14 protein-coding genes and 1 pseudogene are annotated in these 17,528 nt (G+C 44.2%); 8 read left to right on the forward strand and 7 right to left on the reverse strand.

The features are described from left to right. Nucleotides 1-50: 50 nt before the first annotated feature. The 4 genes from rsmA to lptD form a co-directional block, all read right to left on the reverse strand. Complete coding sequence (rsmA, locus tag K0I62_RS04075; RefSeq protein ID WP_220070251.1) at nt 51-860, reverse strand: 16S rRNA (adenine(1518)-N(6)/adenine(1519)-N(6))-dimethyltransferase RsmA; 810 nt, start codon at nt 858-860, stop codon at nt 51-53. Beyond that, entirely contained in the window at nt 860-1,861 is a 1,002-nt protein-coding gene (pdxA, locus tag K0I62_RS04080; RefSeq protein WP_220070252.1) for a 4-hydroxythreonine-4-phosphate dehydrogenase PdxA, read from the reverse strand. The genes rsmA and pdxA overlap by 1 nt, the downstream gene beginning before the upstream one ends. 5 nt (nt 1,862-1,866) lie before the next feature. Continuing rightward, nucleotides 1,867-3,168 (reverse strand): peptidylprolyl isomerase SurA, encoded by a 1,302-nt coding sequence (gene surA / locus K0I62_RS04085; RefSeq protein WP_220070253.1) that lies wholly within the window; start codon nt 3,166-3,168, stop codon nt 1,867-1,869. Between the two features lie 124 nt (nt 3,169-3,292). Next, nucleotides 3,293-5,614 (reverse strand): LPS assembly protein LptD, encoded by a 2,322-nt coding sequence (lptD, locus tag K0I62_RS04090; RefSeq protein WP_220070254.1) that lies wholly within the window; start codon nt 5,612-5,614, stop codon nt 3,293-3,295. Between the two features lie 156 nt (nt 5,615-5,770). Between lptD and K0I62_RS04095 the strand changes: the two genes are divergently transcribed. From K0I62_RS04095 to K0I62_RS04115, 5 genes are all read left to right on the forward strand, one after another. Beyond that, nucleotides 5,771-6,775, forward strand: a complete 1,005-nt coding sequence (locus tag K0I62_RS04095; RefSeq protein ID WP_220070255.1) for an aminoglycoside phosphotransferase family protein — start codon at nt 5,771-5,773, stop codon at nt 6,773-6,775. Beyond that, nucleotides 6,772-7,473, forward strand: a complete 702-nt coding sequence (murU, locus tag K0I62_RS04100; RefSeq protein ID WP_220070256.1) for an N-acetylmuramate alpha-1-phosphate uridylyltransferase MurU — start codon at nt 6,772-6,774, stop codon at nt 7,471-7,473. The genes K0I62_RS04095 and murU overlap by 4 nt, the downstream gene beginning before the upstream one ends. A 13-nt stretch (nt 7,474-7,486) precedes the next feature. After that, a complete protein-coding gene (gene djlA, locus K0I62_RS04105) occupies nt 7,487-8,263 on the forward strand; it encodes a co-chaperone DjlA (protein ID WP_220070257.1) in 777 nt (258 codons plus the stop codon). A 40-nt stretch (nt 8,264-8,303) separates the two neighbouring features. Beyond that, a complete protein-coding gene (locus K0I62_RS04110; protein WP_220070258.1) occupies nt 8,304-8,960 on the forward strand; it encodes an outer membrane beta-barrel protein in 657 nt (218 codons plus the stop codon). A gap of 84 nt (nt 8,961-9,044) precedes the next feature. Continuing rightward, nucleotides 9,045-9,998 carry a D-2-hydroxyacid dehydrogenase gene (locus K0I62_RS04115; RefSeq protein ID WP_220070259.1) on the forward strand — a complete coding sequence of 318 codons (954 nt, stop codon included), beginning with the start codon at nt 9,045-9,047 and terminating at the stop codon, nt 9,996-9,998. 90 nt (nt 9,999-10,088) lie between these two features. Here K0I62_RS04115 and purT read toward each other — a convergent pair whose 3' ends face one another. After that, nucleotides 10,089-11,264, reverse strand: coding sequence for a formate-dependent phosphoribosylglycinamide formyltransferase (gene purT / locus K0I62_RS04120; RefSeq protein ID WP_220070260.1), 1,176 nt, complete (start codon nt 11,262-11,264; stop codon nt 10,089-10,091). 290 nt (nt 11,265-11,554) lie between these two features. Here purT and K0I62_RS04125 point away from each other — a divergent pair, with 290 nt between their 5' ends. Together K0I62_RS04125 and K0I62_RS04130 are read left to right on the forward strand one after the other, a co-directional pair. Then, entirely contained in the window at nt 11,555-11,668 is a 114-nt protein-coding gene (locus K0I62_RS04125) for a DUF3302 domain-containing protein (RefSeq protein ID WP_434086824.1), read from the forward strand. A gap of 461 nt (nt 11,669-12,129) precedes the next feature. Continuing rightward, nucleotides 12,130-13,980, forward strand: coding sequence for an SLC13 family permease (locus tag K0I62_RS04130; RefSeq protein WP_220070262.1), 1,851 nt, complete (start codon nt 12,130-12,132; stop codon nt 13,978-13,980). A 351-nt stretch (nt 13,981-14,331) separates the two neighbouring features. Here the strand turns inward: K0I62_RS04130 and K0I62_RS19355 are convergent, their stop codons facing one another. Then, nucleotides 14,332-14,778 carry a methyl-accepting chemotaxis protein gene (locus K0I62_RS19355; RefSeq protein ID WP_434086835.1) on the reverse strand — a complete coding sequence of 149 codons (447 nt, stop codon included), beginning with the start codon at nt 14,776-14,778 and terminating at the stop codon, nt 14,332-14,334. 84 nt (nt 14,779-14,862) lie between these two features. Next, nucleotides 14,863-15,645 (reverse strand): annotated as a pseudogene (locus tag K0I62_RS19360) (PAS domain-containing protein); the annotation flags it as partial. Nucleotides 15,646-15,971: 326 nt separating this feature from the next. On the opposite strand from K0I62_RS19360, the gene K0I62_RS04140 reads away from it, so the two are divergent. After that, nucleotides 15,972-17,441, forward strand: coding sequence for an AAA family ATPase (locus K0I62_RS04140; RefSeq protein WP_220070264.1), 1,470 nt, complete (start codon nt 15,972-15,974; stop codon nt 17,439-17,441). Nucleotides 17,442-17,528 lie beyond the last annotated feature (87 nt).

Below are 17,528 nucleotides of genomic sequence, written 5' to 3' on the forward strand. Positions count from 1 at the left end.
AAGTCCTAAATGTCACAGAGAGGAAGGGGAATCGCTTCCCCTTGATGTTCTTAGCCGTTTTTCTTATTAGCGACTAGATTTGCCATCGCAACATATTGTTCAACTGTTATCTGCTCTGGACGTTTGCTGGCGTCGATACCCAATGATTCAAAATCATCGTCAGAAATAATATGTTTAAGATTATTACGCAGGGTTTTACGACGCATATTAAACGCCGTAGTACAAATATGTCTCAGTAGGTCGACATCTTTACACGGCCATGGTTTATTCTTGTAGGGCACCAATCTGACAACCGCAGAATCCACTTTAGGTGGTGGTGTAAAGCAACCTGGTGGCACTTCAAGTACAGGCATAATTTGGCAGAAATACTGCGCCATGACGGTTAAACGGCCATAAGCTTTTGTGCCAGGAGACGCTGATAGTCGAAGTACCACCTCTTTTTGCAGCATGAAATGCATATTTTCAATATGCTGTGCAAACTCAAAAAGGTGAAACATTAGTGGGGTTGAGATGTTGTAAGGTAAGTTACCGAACACCTTCATCTGCTTGCCTTCTTCGACCAGCTGATTAAAGTCAAATTTAAGCGCATCACCTTGATGGATCTCAAGCTTATCCTTGAGAAAAGGATGAGTTTTTAGACGTTCAACCAGATCTTTATCTAACTCAACTACCGTGAGCTTATCTATGCTCTCGGCAACAGGCTCAGTTAATGCAGCAAGGCCTGGGCCAATTTCAACCATAACGTGATCATTGTCGGGTGCTATGGCACCGACAATTCGATTGATCACATTGCTATCGGTCAAAAAGTTTTGTCCGAAACGCTTTCTTGCCGTGTGGCCTAAATGTACTTTATTACTCATTACTTCTCTTTTTTTGACTCATTTCTGTCGGCCAATTCTATAGCCTTATTTAGTGCGCAGACGAAGCTTCCTATTTCTGCGTCACCCGTCCCAGCAAGGGCTAATGCCGTTCCGTGATCGACCGAGGTGCGAATATATGGCAGGCCCAAGGTAATATTAACCGAGCTACCAAATCCGCGTGACTTTAATACAGGAAGACCCTGATCGTGGTACATGGCTAATACGACATCGGCATCTTCAAGGTACTTAGGTTGAAACAGAGTATCTGCAGGTAGAGGCCCGACTATACTCATGCCCATCTCGCGCAGTTCATCTAGCGCGGGCATAATAACATCAATCTCTTCTCTGCCTAAGTGGCCATCTTCACCTGCATGTGGATTCAAACCGCAGACATAAATTTTAGGCTGCGTCAGTCCAAATTTGTTAACCAAGTCTTCATGCAATATTTTGATAATTTGGTGCAGACGCTCTCGCGTGATGGCTTTCGATACATAGGCAAGTGGAATATGAGTTGTGACAAGCGCGACCTGTAAACCCGGAGCCGCCAGTAACATCACCACATCTTGGCAATTAGCTTGATGGGCAAAAAACTCAGTGTGTCCACTAAAAGGGATACCGGCTTGATTAATAATACCTTTGTGCACCGGACCTGTGACAACGGCATCGAACTCGCCGCTCATGTTTTTTTCGCCTGCGTAGCTCAGCGTGTCAATAACGTAGCTACTATTTTGTTCATCTAGCGTGCCGCATATCGCTTCCGTTACCAATGGAAACGGGACTATGGTTAATGTACCCGCTTCTTGAGGTTTAGGTGGCTGACTAGGTTGATATGGGCGCAACTGGATTGGCAGGCCGATTTTTTTAGCCCTAGATTTCAATAGTGCTGGATCGGCACAAACAACAAGCTCAGCGGGCCAAGCACGCTGAGCAAGTTGAATGACTAAGTCTGGTCCTACACCGGCGGGTTCGCCTGGTGTGATAGCGATACGTTTAGTCGTCAATATAATTAGCCTCGGTTAAAATCGGCATCAAACACTTCGATGTAAGCTTCGGCTCGCATTTCGTTTAACCAGTTTTGTAACTCTTCATTAAACTTACGACGGAAGATGAGTTGATGTGCGCGATTAGTATTAAACTTATCCGTCGCATCGGTTTTGCGTTTCTCTTCAAGCTGAACGATGTGCCAACCATGACTCGAACGGAATGGCTCACTTATTTCATTAATATCTAGTGTACCTAAGGTTTGAGCAAACGCTGGCACATAGACAGATGGATCCGCCCAACCTAGCTCGCCACCTTTTGTAGCAGAACCTGGATCTTCACTATATTGGCGTGCAAGTTCAGCAAAGTCGGCATCACCAGAACGAAGTTCCTTAACAAACTTATCTAGCATGGCTTTAGCACGCTCTTCAGATAAAATAGGTGAAGGTTTGATGAGGATATGACGTGAACGTACTTCATCTATCTCTTTCGTTTGTAAGCCTCGAGCATCTATTACCTTTATGATATGAAAACCTGCACCACTACGAACAGGGCCGATAATATCGTTGGTCTTGGCACCAGTTAGTAGTTCAGCGAACAAGGTTGGCATTTCATTAATATTCATGTAGTCCCAAATTCCGCCCTCAAGAGCTTTAGGGCCTGAGGAAGATGCAATAGCCGTTTGCTTAAAGTCAGCATCATCTTGCAAGCGTTTTAACACTGCATTGGCACGCTTGCTTGCATTCTCTAGTTGTTCGCTGTTTGGGCTACTTGGAACTTCGATTAAGATATGGCCAATTTGGTATTCAACCTGTTGCATACCTTGCTCTTCGATCAATTTTACTAAGCTGTTGATCTCTTGAGGTGAAACTTGGATACGCCTTTGAACTTGAATACGTTGTATTTCACCTAAAGTGATCTCTTCACGTAATTTTTCGCGATATTGATTCCAGCTTGAGCCTTCGGTTTCGATTTGTTGACGCATCTTCTCAAGCGTCATTTCCTGCTCTTTAGCGATGTTTTCGATAGTCTGGTCTAATTGTAGATCGCCAATATGTAAACCAATACGATCGGCCATTTGCAATTGCAGACGAGTCATTATCAGGCGTTCGATAACTTGAGTACGAAGCGCCTTATCTGAGGGTAACGCTTGGCCTGAAGCTTGTGCGTTTGCTTTTACTGTCTTTATCATATTAGCGATTTCGCTTTCTAAAACGATACCTTCATTGATCTGCACCGTTACGCGATCTAAAGGTTGTGCAGCAAGGGCGGCATGGCTCATTATTAATGTCAGAAAAGCAATAATCAGTTGTTTACAGGGTCTCATCCACAAAAATCCTTGGCATATTGAGGTCGTTTGTCACTTATTGACCGACCACTTAATTCGATTATTCTGATTGGACTACAAGTCCGTATCTAGGTTCAGCAAAATGTTAACTAATTATCAAATGCTAGTTTTTTAAGTACAAGGGCTTGCGATAATTAAACAGGCCATCGTTAAGCATATCTGCGACGCCAAGCGGTCCAGAACCTCCTAAGCCTTTGATTACAAAGTTAAGATAAAATCCATGTTCAAATAACTCTCGATCATCGAATGAGGGTTCTAAATCGTCATCGTAGTTTGTCTTAATGCGGTAATGATAACTTAAGCGAAGCGCCCAGCAACAAGATTCGTATTGAAATCCAGTATAAGTCTCAACACTTCTACTCTCATTGAGGTCGTAATACCAGTTGCCTACGATATACCAGTTGTCGTTGATAGGCCATGCCGCTCGAACTCCTGTTTGCGATATATTAACCGACTCATTGGTATTACTGTTAATTAAGTCAGGAACATAGCGGTAGCTAAGTTGCAGTAATTTATTTGTTTCAGGGCGAAAATCTAAGGTAACTTCGCTTTTCTTGTTGTCACTGTTTTTGGTGTCATATTGAATGGCACCGCTCATAAACCAGTCGTTATAAATTTTGGTGTTTAGTTCCGCGGCTAATACCGAGTTAGAGGTATTTTCCTGTTTCAGCATTTGATTGGGCAGGGACGGGTCTGTGAGTCCGACTTTACTGTCTTCAAAGTAATAAGTTTGCCCAATACTAAATTTAAAGGTTTCGAGATTATGTTCATCAAATAATCGGGTCGTTAAACCCAGCGTCATTTGATTGGCATCGGCGATTCTATCGAGACCAGAGAAACGACGATCCCTAAATAGGCCATAATAATCATCTTGTAATCGTGCCGTATCATAAATACCTATATTAGATTGGTCTTCGTAACCGACGTAAAGATATTGAAACTGAGGCTCTAACGTTTGGCGATAGTTTGCATCAAAATAGTCGGTGAAGCGCTCGAAGTTAATCTGCCCATGTATTCGTACTTGAGGTAGTGTACGACTCACTGTGCTGTCGAGTTTGTCACTGCTTACATTACTGGTTAAATCTTGCCAGTAATTGGTTTGCATTAGCTTTAACTCACTGGTTAATGAGCCTGCTGGTCCATGTATCGGCAGGGTGATACTTGGTTCGATGTGGATACGTTTAGCCGTTGCGTATTGGTCATCTTGATGACGGAAGTTGGTTGCTTCACCTAATAGGTTAAAATCTAGTCCACTCCAAAGTGCAGGCGAACGATAGTTAAATCCGACTTGTGGCATCACTTGGTAAGGGGATTCGTCTTCACCCAGTACTTTAATATCTTGAACTTTGGCCGTAATGTCCCAGTTATTCTCAAAATAGGCGATTTCACCAATTCGGGATAGTTGGTTGTCAGTTGAGCGCAATACATCCGATTTGAGGTCATTAAAATAGTTATTATCAGATACGTTGGTATAATTGGCTAACACACGCCAATTGTCGTTAATTGCACCTTTGTGTTGCCAATGATAAAGGTAGCGATCGTCTTTATTCGGCATCAAACTATCATCGGCTAGATATTCAGCATTGAATTGTCCTTGCTGAGCTTCACCCATGAGATAACGAAACTCTGTTTTTAGGAAAAGACCTCGGGCCGACATGTAGTGAGGCGTAAAGGTTAAATCGTATTCAGGGGCTATGTTCCAGTAATATGGAGTCGCCAGTTCCACACCATTGGTTGTGCTGGTGCTGAATGCCGGAAAAAGAAAACCTGACTTACGTTTTTCTGATACCGGGATGGTCATGTAGGGCAGATAAAACACCGGTACATCACCGACTTTTAGTTTCGCATTCCACAGTTCTCCCCACTCTTCGGAGCTATCGATTTTGATCGTTTCAGCTTCGAGTAACCAAGAGCTATCTCCTGGTGGGCAAGTGGTGAAATTGGTATTGGTTAAATGCAGATTATTATCTTGGGTGATCTCAAGTTTTTGTGCTTCACCATGTATCTGTTGACCATGAAGCCAGTATTGAGCCGAGTTTAATTGGGCGTTGTTGCTGCGCATTTCAGCGCTTAAAGAGTCGGCTGTAACGGTGAACATACTGTCTTGAAAGACTAAATTGCCATTAGCATCTAAACGTTCGTTGGCTTGATCTAATATGGCACTGTCTGCTGAGATATGACGTCCACCTTGGCTAAAGGTAACATCACCATCGAAATTGGTTTTGTCGCCCATTTTTGCCGATGTACGATCTGAAACAATGGTAATTTGCTGTAAATTAATTGGCGTATCAGTTTCTTCCGCTTGAGGAATAGGCACTGGAGGCTCCACAAGACATTGCGCGCCAGTATCAAGAGATGTTGCTGAGTCGTCTGCCAAGACTAGGTGCGGAAGCAGTACTAAAGCCAATAAGTAACGGATATGCATCTTTTATCGTTTTTGTGATTTCTTAGTCTAGACAAGTTATCGGAGAGGATAGTTGCATCTAAATGTACAAGCAACCTAGCAAGGAGATAAAAATCATCTTAATTGCTGTTTCCATTTTGCTTTATAATAAAGCAATTTTTACTTAAGAGCCATGAGGTGCCCTTGTCAGATCAGAGATTTATTGCCCTTCGAGCGTGGATAGCGCGAACTTTAGGCGCGGATGCGCAGATAGTACTCATCTCTGGTGATGCCAGTTTTAGGCGGTATTTTAGAGTCTCATTTGAAAGGGAACAGTATATTGCAATGGATTCCCCGCCAGACTTAATCGCTGTCACACCGTTTATTTCACTTGCCGAGATGTATCAGTACAATGATATATATGCGCCTCAAGTGATTGAAAAAGATATTGAACAAGGTTTTCTGCTGCTAAGTGATTTAGGCGATACTCAACTGCTCAGTGTACTTAATTTGGATAATGTCAGCGATTATTATCAACGGGCCTTGGAACTATTAAATCCTATCGCCAGCATTACAGAGTCTGGCGGTAAGTCACTGCCTTTGTACGATGATGCATTTGTTGAAAGAGAATTAGCAATATTTTCTGATTGGTTAATTGTGCATCACTTGGGGCTAACGCTCGCGCCTCAGACTCAATCAATGCTCGATGATGTGTACCAACTGCTGGTGAGTAATGTCAGGGAACAACCTAAAGTGGGGATGCATCGTGATTACCATAGTCGCAATTTGATGTTGTGTGATAACAAGCTTGCGGTTATCGACTTTCAAGATGCTGTCATTGGCCCCATTACTTATGATGCCGTGTCGCTTTTAAGGGATTGCTATGTGCGCTGGCCCGATGATGTTGTTGAGTCTTTAATGCAAAGTCATTATCAGCAGATGAAAGAGGTTGGCTTGCTCGCTAACGAGGTCACCTTAAAGCAATATCGTCGCTGGTTTGATTTGATGGGAATACAGCGACATCTCAAAGCTGCAGGCATATTTTGCCGATTAAACTACCGAGATGGTAAGCCTGGTTATATGAAAGATATTCCGTTAACGCTGCAATATATCAAGGATGTCGCTAAGCCTTACCCAGAGTTAGCTCGTTTAGTGACATGGTTAGATAACGAGGTTATTCCCTTAATGGAGACGCAATCGTGAAGGCGATGATTTTAGCCGCAGGGCGAGGTGAGCGCTTACGTCCATTGACCGATCATATACCTAAGCCCTTAGCTGAAGTCGCTGGAAAGCCACTTATCATTTATCACATCGAGCGTCTCGCCGCCCTTGGGGTTAAGCATATCGTTATTAATCATGCATGGTTAGGTCATAAGTTAGAGCAAGCCTTGGGCGATGGTCGCCGCTGGCAATTAACGATCAGCTACAGTCGTGAATTAGAAGCGTTAGAAACCGGTGGCGGCATTAAGAAGGCGCTACCGCTGCTGGGGACTGAGCCATTTTTGGTTATCAATGGTGATGTATTTATCGATGCGCCTCCAACGATTAATGGTAAACCGCTGTCGTTAACCGCTATTGAAAAGGCGATGATGAATCGTCAGGCGTATTTATGGTTGGTCGATAATCCTCCCCAGCACCCTCACGGTGATTTTGGATTAAATGGTGATCAGGTCGAATTAACGACTGAACCAAGGTTAACGTTTTCCGGGATTGCGGTATATCGCCCAGCATTTTTTGATAGCTCGCCCGATGGTCGATTTGGTTTGGCGCCGCTGTTAAAGCAAAAAATGGCCTTAGATTTGGTGGCTGGCGAACGTTTCCCTGGGTATTGGTGTGATGTCGGCACCTTAGACCGATTGGCTCAATTAAACGACCGCATAGCGGCAACGGCGAACAAATAAAATAGGTCATTGAATGAAAATTTGGGGTAAGTTTTTTGGTTTTGCTATTGGCTTTATGTTTGGCAGAATTATTGGTGGGATCATTGGCCTATGGCTTGGGCATCTTTACGATAAAAAACGGGCAGAACTGAGCGCCGTTATTGGTAAAGGCAGCGATCGACAGTCGTTATTTTTTAATACCGCTTTTGCGGTAATGGGGCATGTTGCCAAAGCTTCAGGCCGGGTGACTGAAAATGATATCCGCATGGCAACGGCCTTAATGGATCAAATGCAGTTAACTGGGCAGCCAAGGCGTGATGCTCAAGCGGCTTTCAATCAAGGTAAAGCGAGTGGTTTCGATCTAAAAGCCTGTTTGAAAACGTTTCGCCTGATTTCGATGGGGCGCAAAGAACTGCTGCAGATGTTCCTTGAGATCCAAATTCAAACCGCCCTTGCCGATGGCAAAATTGATGCTAATGAGCATGCTATTTTGTTAACGGTTGCAAAAGAGCTTGGCTATAGTCAGGTACAACTTGATGAGTTATTAAAGCGTTGGCAAGCGGAGTTTAATTTTCATAGCGGTGGTCATCATAAAACATCCCTTAAAGATGCTTATGATGTGTTAGGTCTGAGCGAATCCGATTCAGACCAACAGATTAAACGTGCTTATCGAAAACTAATGAATGAACATCATCCTGACAAGTTGGTTGCCAAAGGTTTACCAGCCGAGATGATGGAGCTTGCTAAGAAAAAAGCCCAAGATATTCAAGCGGCTTATGATAGGGTAAAACAGGATCGCAGTATGAGATAAGGTTGTGTTTGCAGGTATTATATTGCTGGGGGAGATGAGCATGACTAGTTCAAAACGTTGTTTACTTAGCGGTAAATGTGGATTGCTAGTAATGAGTTTATCTACTGGGGCATATGCTGAGTCGCAATGGTTCATTGCTCCTTTTGGTGGCTATAGTTTTGCCGCGAGCGAACTCGATGCGAATGAGATAAGCTCGACTAACAATATCGGCAATAGTGCCAGCACCAAGGTTAAAATTGCCGAGTCGGAGCACTATGGCATGATGATCGGGGTTAAAACTAAGGAGCCTGGCGATATCTATTTGCTCTATAGCCATCAAGTCACAGATTTGAGCTTTGGTGGCAGCTTTAGCCCAGATTTTCTTACTCAGCTTGATGTTGATTATCTGCATGTTGGTGGCTCGCTTTATTTCCCTCGGGGTAATTTACGTCCCTATGTTACCGCCAGCGCGGGGATGACGCAGATGCGTCCAACGGATGACTACAGTATTGAAACGCGTTTTTCGATGGGATTTGGTGTGGGTGTTGAATATCAAATGACAGAAAGATTCTCACTTTTAGCCGATGCCCGTGGATATGCCACCTTTATCAGTAGTGACAACGCCTTATTTTGTGATGCAAACCAATGTGTGTGGAATATTCGCGCCGACATTATGTGGCAAGGGCAGGTTAATGCTGGAATAAAGTTCAGCTTTTAACGTTTTATCATTATCAGTGGCCCAGCCATTTGGTTTATCGATGCTTATTTGATCGCGCTATCATAAGTAAAAGTGGAAGATAATATGAATATTGTTGTACTTGATGGATACACCTTAAACCCTGGCGATCTTAATTGGCAGGGATTTGAGGCGTTTGGCGATTTTATCTGTTTTGATAGAACCCCTGCTAATCAACTTCTTGAGCGAGCCATCGATGCACAGGTTTTATTAACCAATAAAACCGTGCTTGATGCTGCAACCATTGCCGCATTACCCAAGTTAAAATATATCGGGGTGTTAGCGACAGGTACCAATGTTGTCGATATTGGGGCTGCAAAGGCTCATGGCGTAACGGTGACTAATGTGCCTGGTTACGGACCAGATGCCGTTGCGCAAATGGTATTTGCTCATATATTGCACCATACCCAAGCAGTTGCCGCTCATCATCACGCGGTTAGTGATGGTCAATGGAGCCAAGGTGATGATTTTTGCTTTACTTTATCGCCGTTGCAATCACTCAAAGGCAAAACATTAGGGCTTATCGGTTATGGTGATATTGGCCGCCAAGTCGCGACGATTGCACGAGCATTTCAGATGCAGGTGCTGGTCAATAGCCATCGGCCTAAGACAGATCTGCCCGAGGGCGTCACTTGGTGCGAACTTGATTTACTGTATAAGCAAGCTGATATTATCTCACTGCATTGCCCATTAACGTCAGACACAGATCAGATGATTAATGCTGTCAGCCTAGCAAGAATGAAACCCAATGTGCTGTTGATAAATACGGCCCGCGGTGGTTTGATTGACGAACAAGCACTGGCCGATGCGCTTAATCATGGGGTGATCGCGGCGGCTGGTGTCGATGTGCTCTCGACTGAGCCACCGGAAGCAAATAATCCGCTGCTGCGTGCGAAAAACATCAGTATTAGTCCTCACAATGCGTGGGCGACATTGGAAGCGAGAGCAAATTTAATGGCGATAGCGCTGGATAATTTAAAGGCTTTTATTAAAGGTGATGCCGTTAATCGTATCTGCTAATCGTTTTAGTCTGCAACAAAAAAGGCGCTGATGCGCCTTTTTTGTTAGTAAGCGATTAACTTAAAAAGCCAACATCCTAAATCGATTAGTCTATAAAATAACTTCGACCTTAGAAGCTACGGTTAACGCCTTTTCTACTGCTTGTTCTATCGATTCTCCGCGAGCTAACCCTACACCCAAACGGCGACGACCATCGATTTCAGGCTTGGCAAATAATCTTAGTTGAGTATTGGGCTCTGTTAGTGCTGCAGCCATGCCTTGATAACAGATATTTTGCGACTTGCCTTCAGCTAAAATCACGGCCGAAGCCGATGGGCCATGCTGGGCAATATTCGCTATCGGGAGCCCAAGTATGGCGCGAACATGCAATGCAAATTCCGATAGATCTTGGCTGATCAGGGTGACTAGTCCAGTATCATGTGGGCGCGGTGACACTTCTGAGAAATAAACCTCTTCGCCTTTGATAAACAGTTCGACGCCAAACAACCCATATCCGCCTAACGCTTCAACGACTTTTTGGCCTATCTGTTGAGATTTCTCTAGCACGTTTGCTGACATTTGCTGAGGTTGCCAAGATTCACGGTAGTCACCATCTTCTTGTCTGTGACCAATAGGATCGCAGAAGTGAATACCATTAACCGCACTAATCGTCAGTAAAGTGATCTCATAATCGAATGGCACAAAGCCTTCAACAATAACTCTTCCACCGCCAGCACGTCCCCCTTCTTGGGCATATTGCCAAGCAGATAGTATCTCAGAGGATTGACGAATAACGCTCTGGCCTTTGCCCGATGAACTCATGACGGGTTTTACAACGCATGGGATCCCAATTTTTTTTACGGCTTGTTCGAATTCAGCTTGGGTATCACAGAAAAAATAGGGTGATGTTGGCAAGCCTAAGGTTTCTGCCGCAAGACGACGAATGCCTTCTCTGTCCATGGTGAGCTGTGTTGCTTTCGCAGTTGGAACGATATTTATTCCCTCAGCTTCCATATCGACCAAGGTTTGGGTTGCGATCGCTTCGATTTCAGGGATGACCAGGTGTGGTTGCTCTAGGATGATCACGTCTCGCAAGGCCTGTTTATCAAGCATGTTGATCACATGAGACCGGTGAGCAACCTGCATAGCAGGTGCGTTGGGGTATCGATCTACGCCGATCACTTCAACGCCCATTCGTTGCAATTCAATAGCGACTTCTTTACCAAGTTCGCCGCAGCCGAGGAGCATGGCTCTGATCGCGCCTTTACAGTGTGGTGTGCCTATCATTGTATGGGTACCTTTTTGTATATGATTGGTCGGTGTTAACGCCAATTTTTACTCATTATTTTGATGCATCTTACCTTTTTTACTGGAATATTTAGATGATTTCCCAGAACAAGTGTGTACTCGATCAACAATTTATAGGGAATTTAATGAGAAATAGAGTCAATTACTCTTCTGTGTTGCCGTATAAAGGCTTGGAGGGTGCGTGTCGCAAGCGATTGTTTTAAAGCTAAAAGATAACGTGTGGTACAGTTGCTTTTCGGCTATTCGACCGTTAAAAGCGGGTCTTGTTTTTGGAACATTTTGCGTTGTGCGTCATGATCTTTGTTGCGATATTTTTATTTTTTTTGGGGAGAGTGATCCATGATATTCCCTATGAAATAGCGATAAAACGTCCCCATCCTTAATAACCTCCTGCGCTAAAGAGATTTTTGTTTCCGGTCCGATTGACCCTGCTGTTCGTGGTGTAGTGAAAGAGATAAATGTAAAACCTAATGTACCTGTGAAGAAAGGAGAGGTGCAGCTTAAGCTTGATGCCACGCTTTTTGGGGTGGTTGTGATGCAAAAATGAGCTGCTTTAGCCATCTCAGAGCTGGAGGTGCAGTAACATTAAGCGCTGATTTAATGATATCGAAAGACTCGCAATGCGAGCCCTTTTTTGTTCGCGAAATGGATTGAAAGCAATTTATTAGGAGAGCTAGGCTCGACTGTTACTAAAGTCACTTTTAAATAAGCTACTATTTTCATGGAGAAAGTGAACTATGATAAAGCTATCAGTTAATGACTGTTATTAATGGCTTTCGGTTATTGCTTTGGTTAAAGACAATAGGGAACCCATTTACGCTCCTACAGATAGAGTCTAAATATTATGTCATTTAATCAAATTATCATTGTGGCACTACTGGCGATCACGATGGCGATGTTCCTCTGGGGAAAATGGCGTCATGACGTGGTTGCGATGGGGGCGTTGCTTGTAGGCGTGTTTACAGGGTTAGTACCCAGCAACGAGGCATTTGCGAGCTTTGGCCACCCAGCAGTCATTACCGTTGCCAGTGTATTGGTATTAGGTTATGGGTTAAAAATTTCGGGTGCTGTAGATGTACTGGCAAAGCACCTGCTGCCATCAACATCCAGTCCGACATTGAGTATTTTTGCGCTGATTAACTTGGCCGCGTTGTTGTCGGGATTTATCAATAATGTGGGGGCTTTGGCACTCTTGATGCCTATTGCAATACAGATGGCTGCTAAATATGAGCTACCTGCCGGTAAAGTGCTCATGCCTCTAGCATTCGGTTCAATTTTAGGCGGCATGACCACCTTAATTGGTACGCCAACTAATATGGTGGTTGCAGGTTTTCGGCAATCAAGCGGCATGGGAAGCTTCTCTATGTTCGACTTTTCTCCTGTCGGGGTTTCGGTTGCGCTTGCTGGTATCGCCTTTGTCGGCATATTAGGTTGGCGACTCGTTCCTGTGCGTAAGCAGTCTGATGTGGGAAGCTTTGATACAGGCACCTATCTGAGTGAAGTGCGTATTGTGGCAGGCAGCAAAGCTGAAAAGATGAATTTACGGGATGTTGAGAAATTACTCGATGAGGCCGATGCTCAGATCATTGCGATGATCCGCCGTGAAGTGCGTCTATCAGCCCCGAATCCTAGGCGGATTTTGCAAGATGGCGATATTCTGGTTATTGAGGTTGAACCTGAGTCTTTGCCAAAAGCGATTTCCAGCCTAGGCCTGAAACTGGAAGCAGATGTTTCTTCCGCGGAGGAGGGAGAAATTGACCCTAAAGCAGGTGCAGAAGTATATCGATCAGATAGTCAGGTTCTTGATCAAGGTTCTGACGTGGCAGTCAGCAAATCGGAAGAGGTTGTTATTCAGGAACTGGTGGTAACCCCAGGGGCTGCGTTAGTTAATCGGTCGGTAACCGATATTCAATTACGTACTCGTTATGGCATTAATTTGTTAGCGATATCTCGTCAAGGTCGGCGATTCGTTAAGCGTTTACGCTCTACCCCTGTGAAAGAGGGCGATGTCATTCTTCTGCAAGGAGACCCTGAATCGGTCTCAGGATTTGCCTCTCAATTTGGCTGCCTTCCTTTGGCGGCTCGTGAGATAAGCGTCCCCCAAAAAGGCCATGCCGTTATCGCTACGTTAATTATGGCCATTGCGGTGGCGGCAGTGGCGTTTGGGAGTTTGCCTGCAGCGGTCGCCTTTGTTGCGGGGGCGCTCGCGTTTGCTATTTTGGGGATTGTCCCCGTGCGTTCGATTTATACTTCAATCGACTGGTCTGTTGTCGTGCTATTGGCAGCGTTACTTCCTGTTGCTAATGCTATGTTTACCACTGGCGCAGCCGATTTGATCGCCCAGTTTCTGTTAAATACCATCGCCCAGAGTAACGCGATAGCGGCTCTGGTGTTGGTGTTAGTGGTAACCATGTTTCTATCAGACTTAATGAATAATGTCGCAACAGCTGCCGTGATGTGTCCCATCGGTATTAGTACTGCAAGTCAGCTTGGAGTTAATCCAGATCCTTTTTTAATGGCTATTGCTGTGGGGGCATCCTGCGCATTTTTAACGCCCATTGGTCATCAGAACAACACCCTTATTCTTGGTCCCGGAGGATTTCATTTTGGTGATTATTGGCGGCTGGGTTTGATTCTGGAAGTCGTTGTGGTTGCGGTGAGTGTACCTATGTTGTTATGGGTGTGGCCATTTTAATGAATGAGTCTGTAGGAATTTAGTCGATTAAACATCGCCTTATGAGTAATACTAATCAGTATAAATATGTGATGGCTCAGCGACGATTTAGCACTAAAGTTTAGGGCTGATAAGGCAAGGTCTTTAATTGCGCCTCGGTAATAGCGCCATGCGTTACCCTACCAGCTATATCCATAGCGTCGTGCATTAAAGATATTCACAACATCTGACCTTTATGCTGTTCATTAACTACAATAATGTGAGGGCACTTATGGGGGCAATTAGATTGAATGTGAGGTCCAAGAGAGGTGTTTATCGCACCTCTTTTGGCGTCTAGTTAGGTCACCACAGCAAGAGTATAAATTGTATGAGTTACTCTATGACCAAATCATTGACAGTATCTGCAACATTCTGAGCTCCTTCTCGAATATCGTTTATCAAGGATTGGGCTAACTGTAATTGGTGATTACACTCGGAAACTTTCGCTTGGATGGATAGCATTCCCTCCTCAGATGTCTTGGTTAACTTGCTATTACGTTCGACAATTTTTTCGATATCATGAGTGGCTTGAGAAGTGTTGGCTGCCAATGTTCTTACCTCGTCTGCGACCACCGCAAACCCTCGACCATATTCACCAGCTCGTGCTGCTTCGATTGCCGCATTTAAGGCTAAAAGATTGGTTTGATCGGCAACCTTGGCAATGGTGCTAACAATTTGGGTGATCTGCTCAGATTGCCGCGCTAATTGCTCCATTAAGCTGGTCGCTTCAGATACCGCGGTATCGATATCATTAGCCACACTTGATGCTGAATCGATCATGTTGGCACCATTCTGGGCAATATCAACTGTCTCTATGGCACTTTGATATGCTAATTGTGATGCATTTTGCACCGCTTGTTGATGTTGAATGCGCTCAGTAACATCACTTGCTAGCTTGACGACTCTTACGACTTTTCCTGAATCGTTGAAAATAGGGTTATAAGTTGCTTCAAGCCAAATGGTGCTGCCTTGTTTCGTGACGCGCTCAAATAGGCCAGATTGAAAGCGCCCTTTAGCTAGTGAGGTCCAAAAATCTGGATGTTCACGAAGGAACTTATCGGTACAGAAAATACGATGATGTTGCCCCTTTATCTCATTATTGGTATAGCCGATTGCGCTGCAAAAGTTGTCATTAGCATCAATAATGTCTCCTTGCGGAGTGAACTCGATAAATGCAAGAGACTTGCTCAATGCATCAAACATCGCTTTTTGATGATCCGTTTTTACTTTATCTTGAGTCACGTCACTGGCTATTTTGATCACTTTGATGACACGACCATTACTATCGAGCACTGGCACATAGGTAGCGTCAATCCAGATCACTGAGCCATCTTTACAAACACGCGGAAAGACGCCGTGGTTCGGTTTACCTTGAGTAAGGTTATACCAAAATTGTTTATAACTGCGACTTGCTACTAACTGTTTATCACACAGGAGACTATGATGCCGCCTTTGGATTTCGTCCATTGAGTATCCTACAGCCGCAAGAAACTGCTCATTGGCAGTTAATACGTTACCATCCACTGAAAACTCAATGTAAGGCACGTTATTGCGGACAGCTTTTAATATGTGGTTGTTTGAGCGCAACTCTTGATAATGTTGCTCTTTCTGCTGCATCTCTAACTTACGACGACCAAAATCAAACATATGGATACACCTAATTTTTCGAGTACAAGGACTCTATATACAAAAATTTGCTCACGGCAATCTTAGTTCAAATTGAATGAAATGATGCGCTGCTGATCTCGTACCATCCATATTTAACTCGTGTTATCAAAAAATATCGCTATAACTCGTTTTCTAGCGGACACTATCTCGTTAATACGAGCCAACTGGACGGTAAGATCAAATTAGATGCAACTGTATTGCTTGTTTAAAGATGACGATTGAATTTGCTATCGATGTGGAGTATCTATAATCATCGGCTGAGAAAGGCTTCTAGCACCATTAAAGCTATGCATAAAGGATGTTAAATGCAAGATATCAGGGACCTTACCGCAGTGCTGCGGTCTAACACGCCACTAGTTATCATTGAAACCTACGAAGAACATAGAGTGATAGAGCTATTAAAGCGAGTGTCGACGGTTCTTTACCAACCGCTGTTTACTTGGAGCATAACTCAGGGGTTGACTCGTGTGGACGTTAATATGGGGACACAGAAGTTCAATACCGATCCCACCGAAATTTTAGGGCAGATAAAATCAACCTGTCAGCAGGGGATTTATGTTCTCTGTGACTTTCATCCATTTGTCGACAACGCGCCTAAGAACGTGCGCTTACTAAAAGAGATCGCTCTCGAATATGAGGCACTAAAACACACCGTGGTATTAGTCAGCCACGCCTTTGATATACCGCCCGAAATCCAGCGATACTGTGCTCATTTTAGGCTCTCTTTGCCCGATGTTAGTCAGCTACAAAATTTAATCTATGAACAGATAGATAGGGCGCGTAGTGACGGTTTATTGCAAAGTGTCGATGACCAAGCTGTGAGTAAACTTGCCGATAATCTGCGAGGGTTAACCTTCGATGATGCCAGACGACTGGCCCATAAGGCGATTGTGGATGATGGGGCGATTACCCTTTGCGATGTCGATCGAATCAACCAAGGAAAGTTTAAGCTTCTCGATATGGAGGGAGTGTTACAGTTTGAATATGATACCAGTGATTTTTCTCAGGTAGCTGGTTTACATAACCTTAAAGAGTGGTTAAAACGCCGAATGCCATCTAGCGATAGTCATATGGAAGATTCGCCAAAGGGGATATTATTGCTCGGTGTACAAGGCAGTGGTAAGAGTTTAGCTGCTAAGGCGGTCGCTGGAATGTGGCGACGTCCCTTATTACGAATGGATATGTCTACCTTATATAACAAATATATAGGTGAAACAGAGAAAAATTTGCGTAATGCCTTAGAGCTCGCCGATCTTATGTCGCCTTGTGTATTGTGGATCGATGAAATTGAAAAAGGTTTAGGCAGTAGTCATAACGATGATGGTACTTCTAAGCGGGTTTTAGGGGCGTTATTAACTTGGATGGCAGAACGAAAGTCAGAGGTTTTTTTAGTTGCTACCGCAAATGATATTAGTGCGTTGCCACCAGAACTGATGCGCAAGGGGAGGATGGATGAGATATTTTTCGTCGATTTGCCCGATGACAGTGTCCGCCAAGCGATATTTCTCATTCATGCTAAACGCAGGCAACTTGAACCGAGCCTTTTTGACTTGGCTCAACTATCACAGGCGAGCCAGGGCTTTTCAGGTGCTGAAATTGAGCAGGCTATCATTTCTGCCATTTATAGTGCCAGAGCGACCAATATTGAGATGTCGCAGCAACTGCTGCTCGATGAACTAATGAAAACGCGACCATTATCTGTGGTGATGCGTGAACAATTGACCGCATTAAGGCAGTGGGCCAATGGGCGCACGGTTAATGCGCATACCTCCTAGTGTCTGCTTGGCTTTTTGGATAAGAGCGGTAGATAGAAGTGACGGTGTCAAAGCCGAGTGTTTGCACCGCCAACCGAGGTTAGGGGG

The sequence above is a fragment of the Shewanella psychrotolerans genome (assembly GCF_019457595.1).
GTDB lineage: Bacteria > Pseudomonadota > Gammaproteobacteria > Enterobacterales > Shewanellaceae > Shewanella > Shewanella psychrotolerans.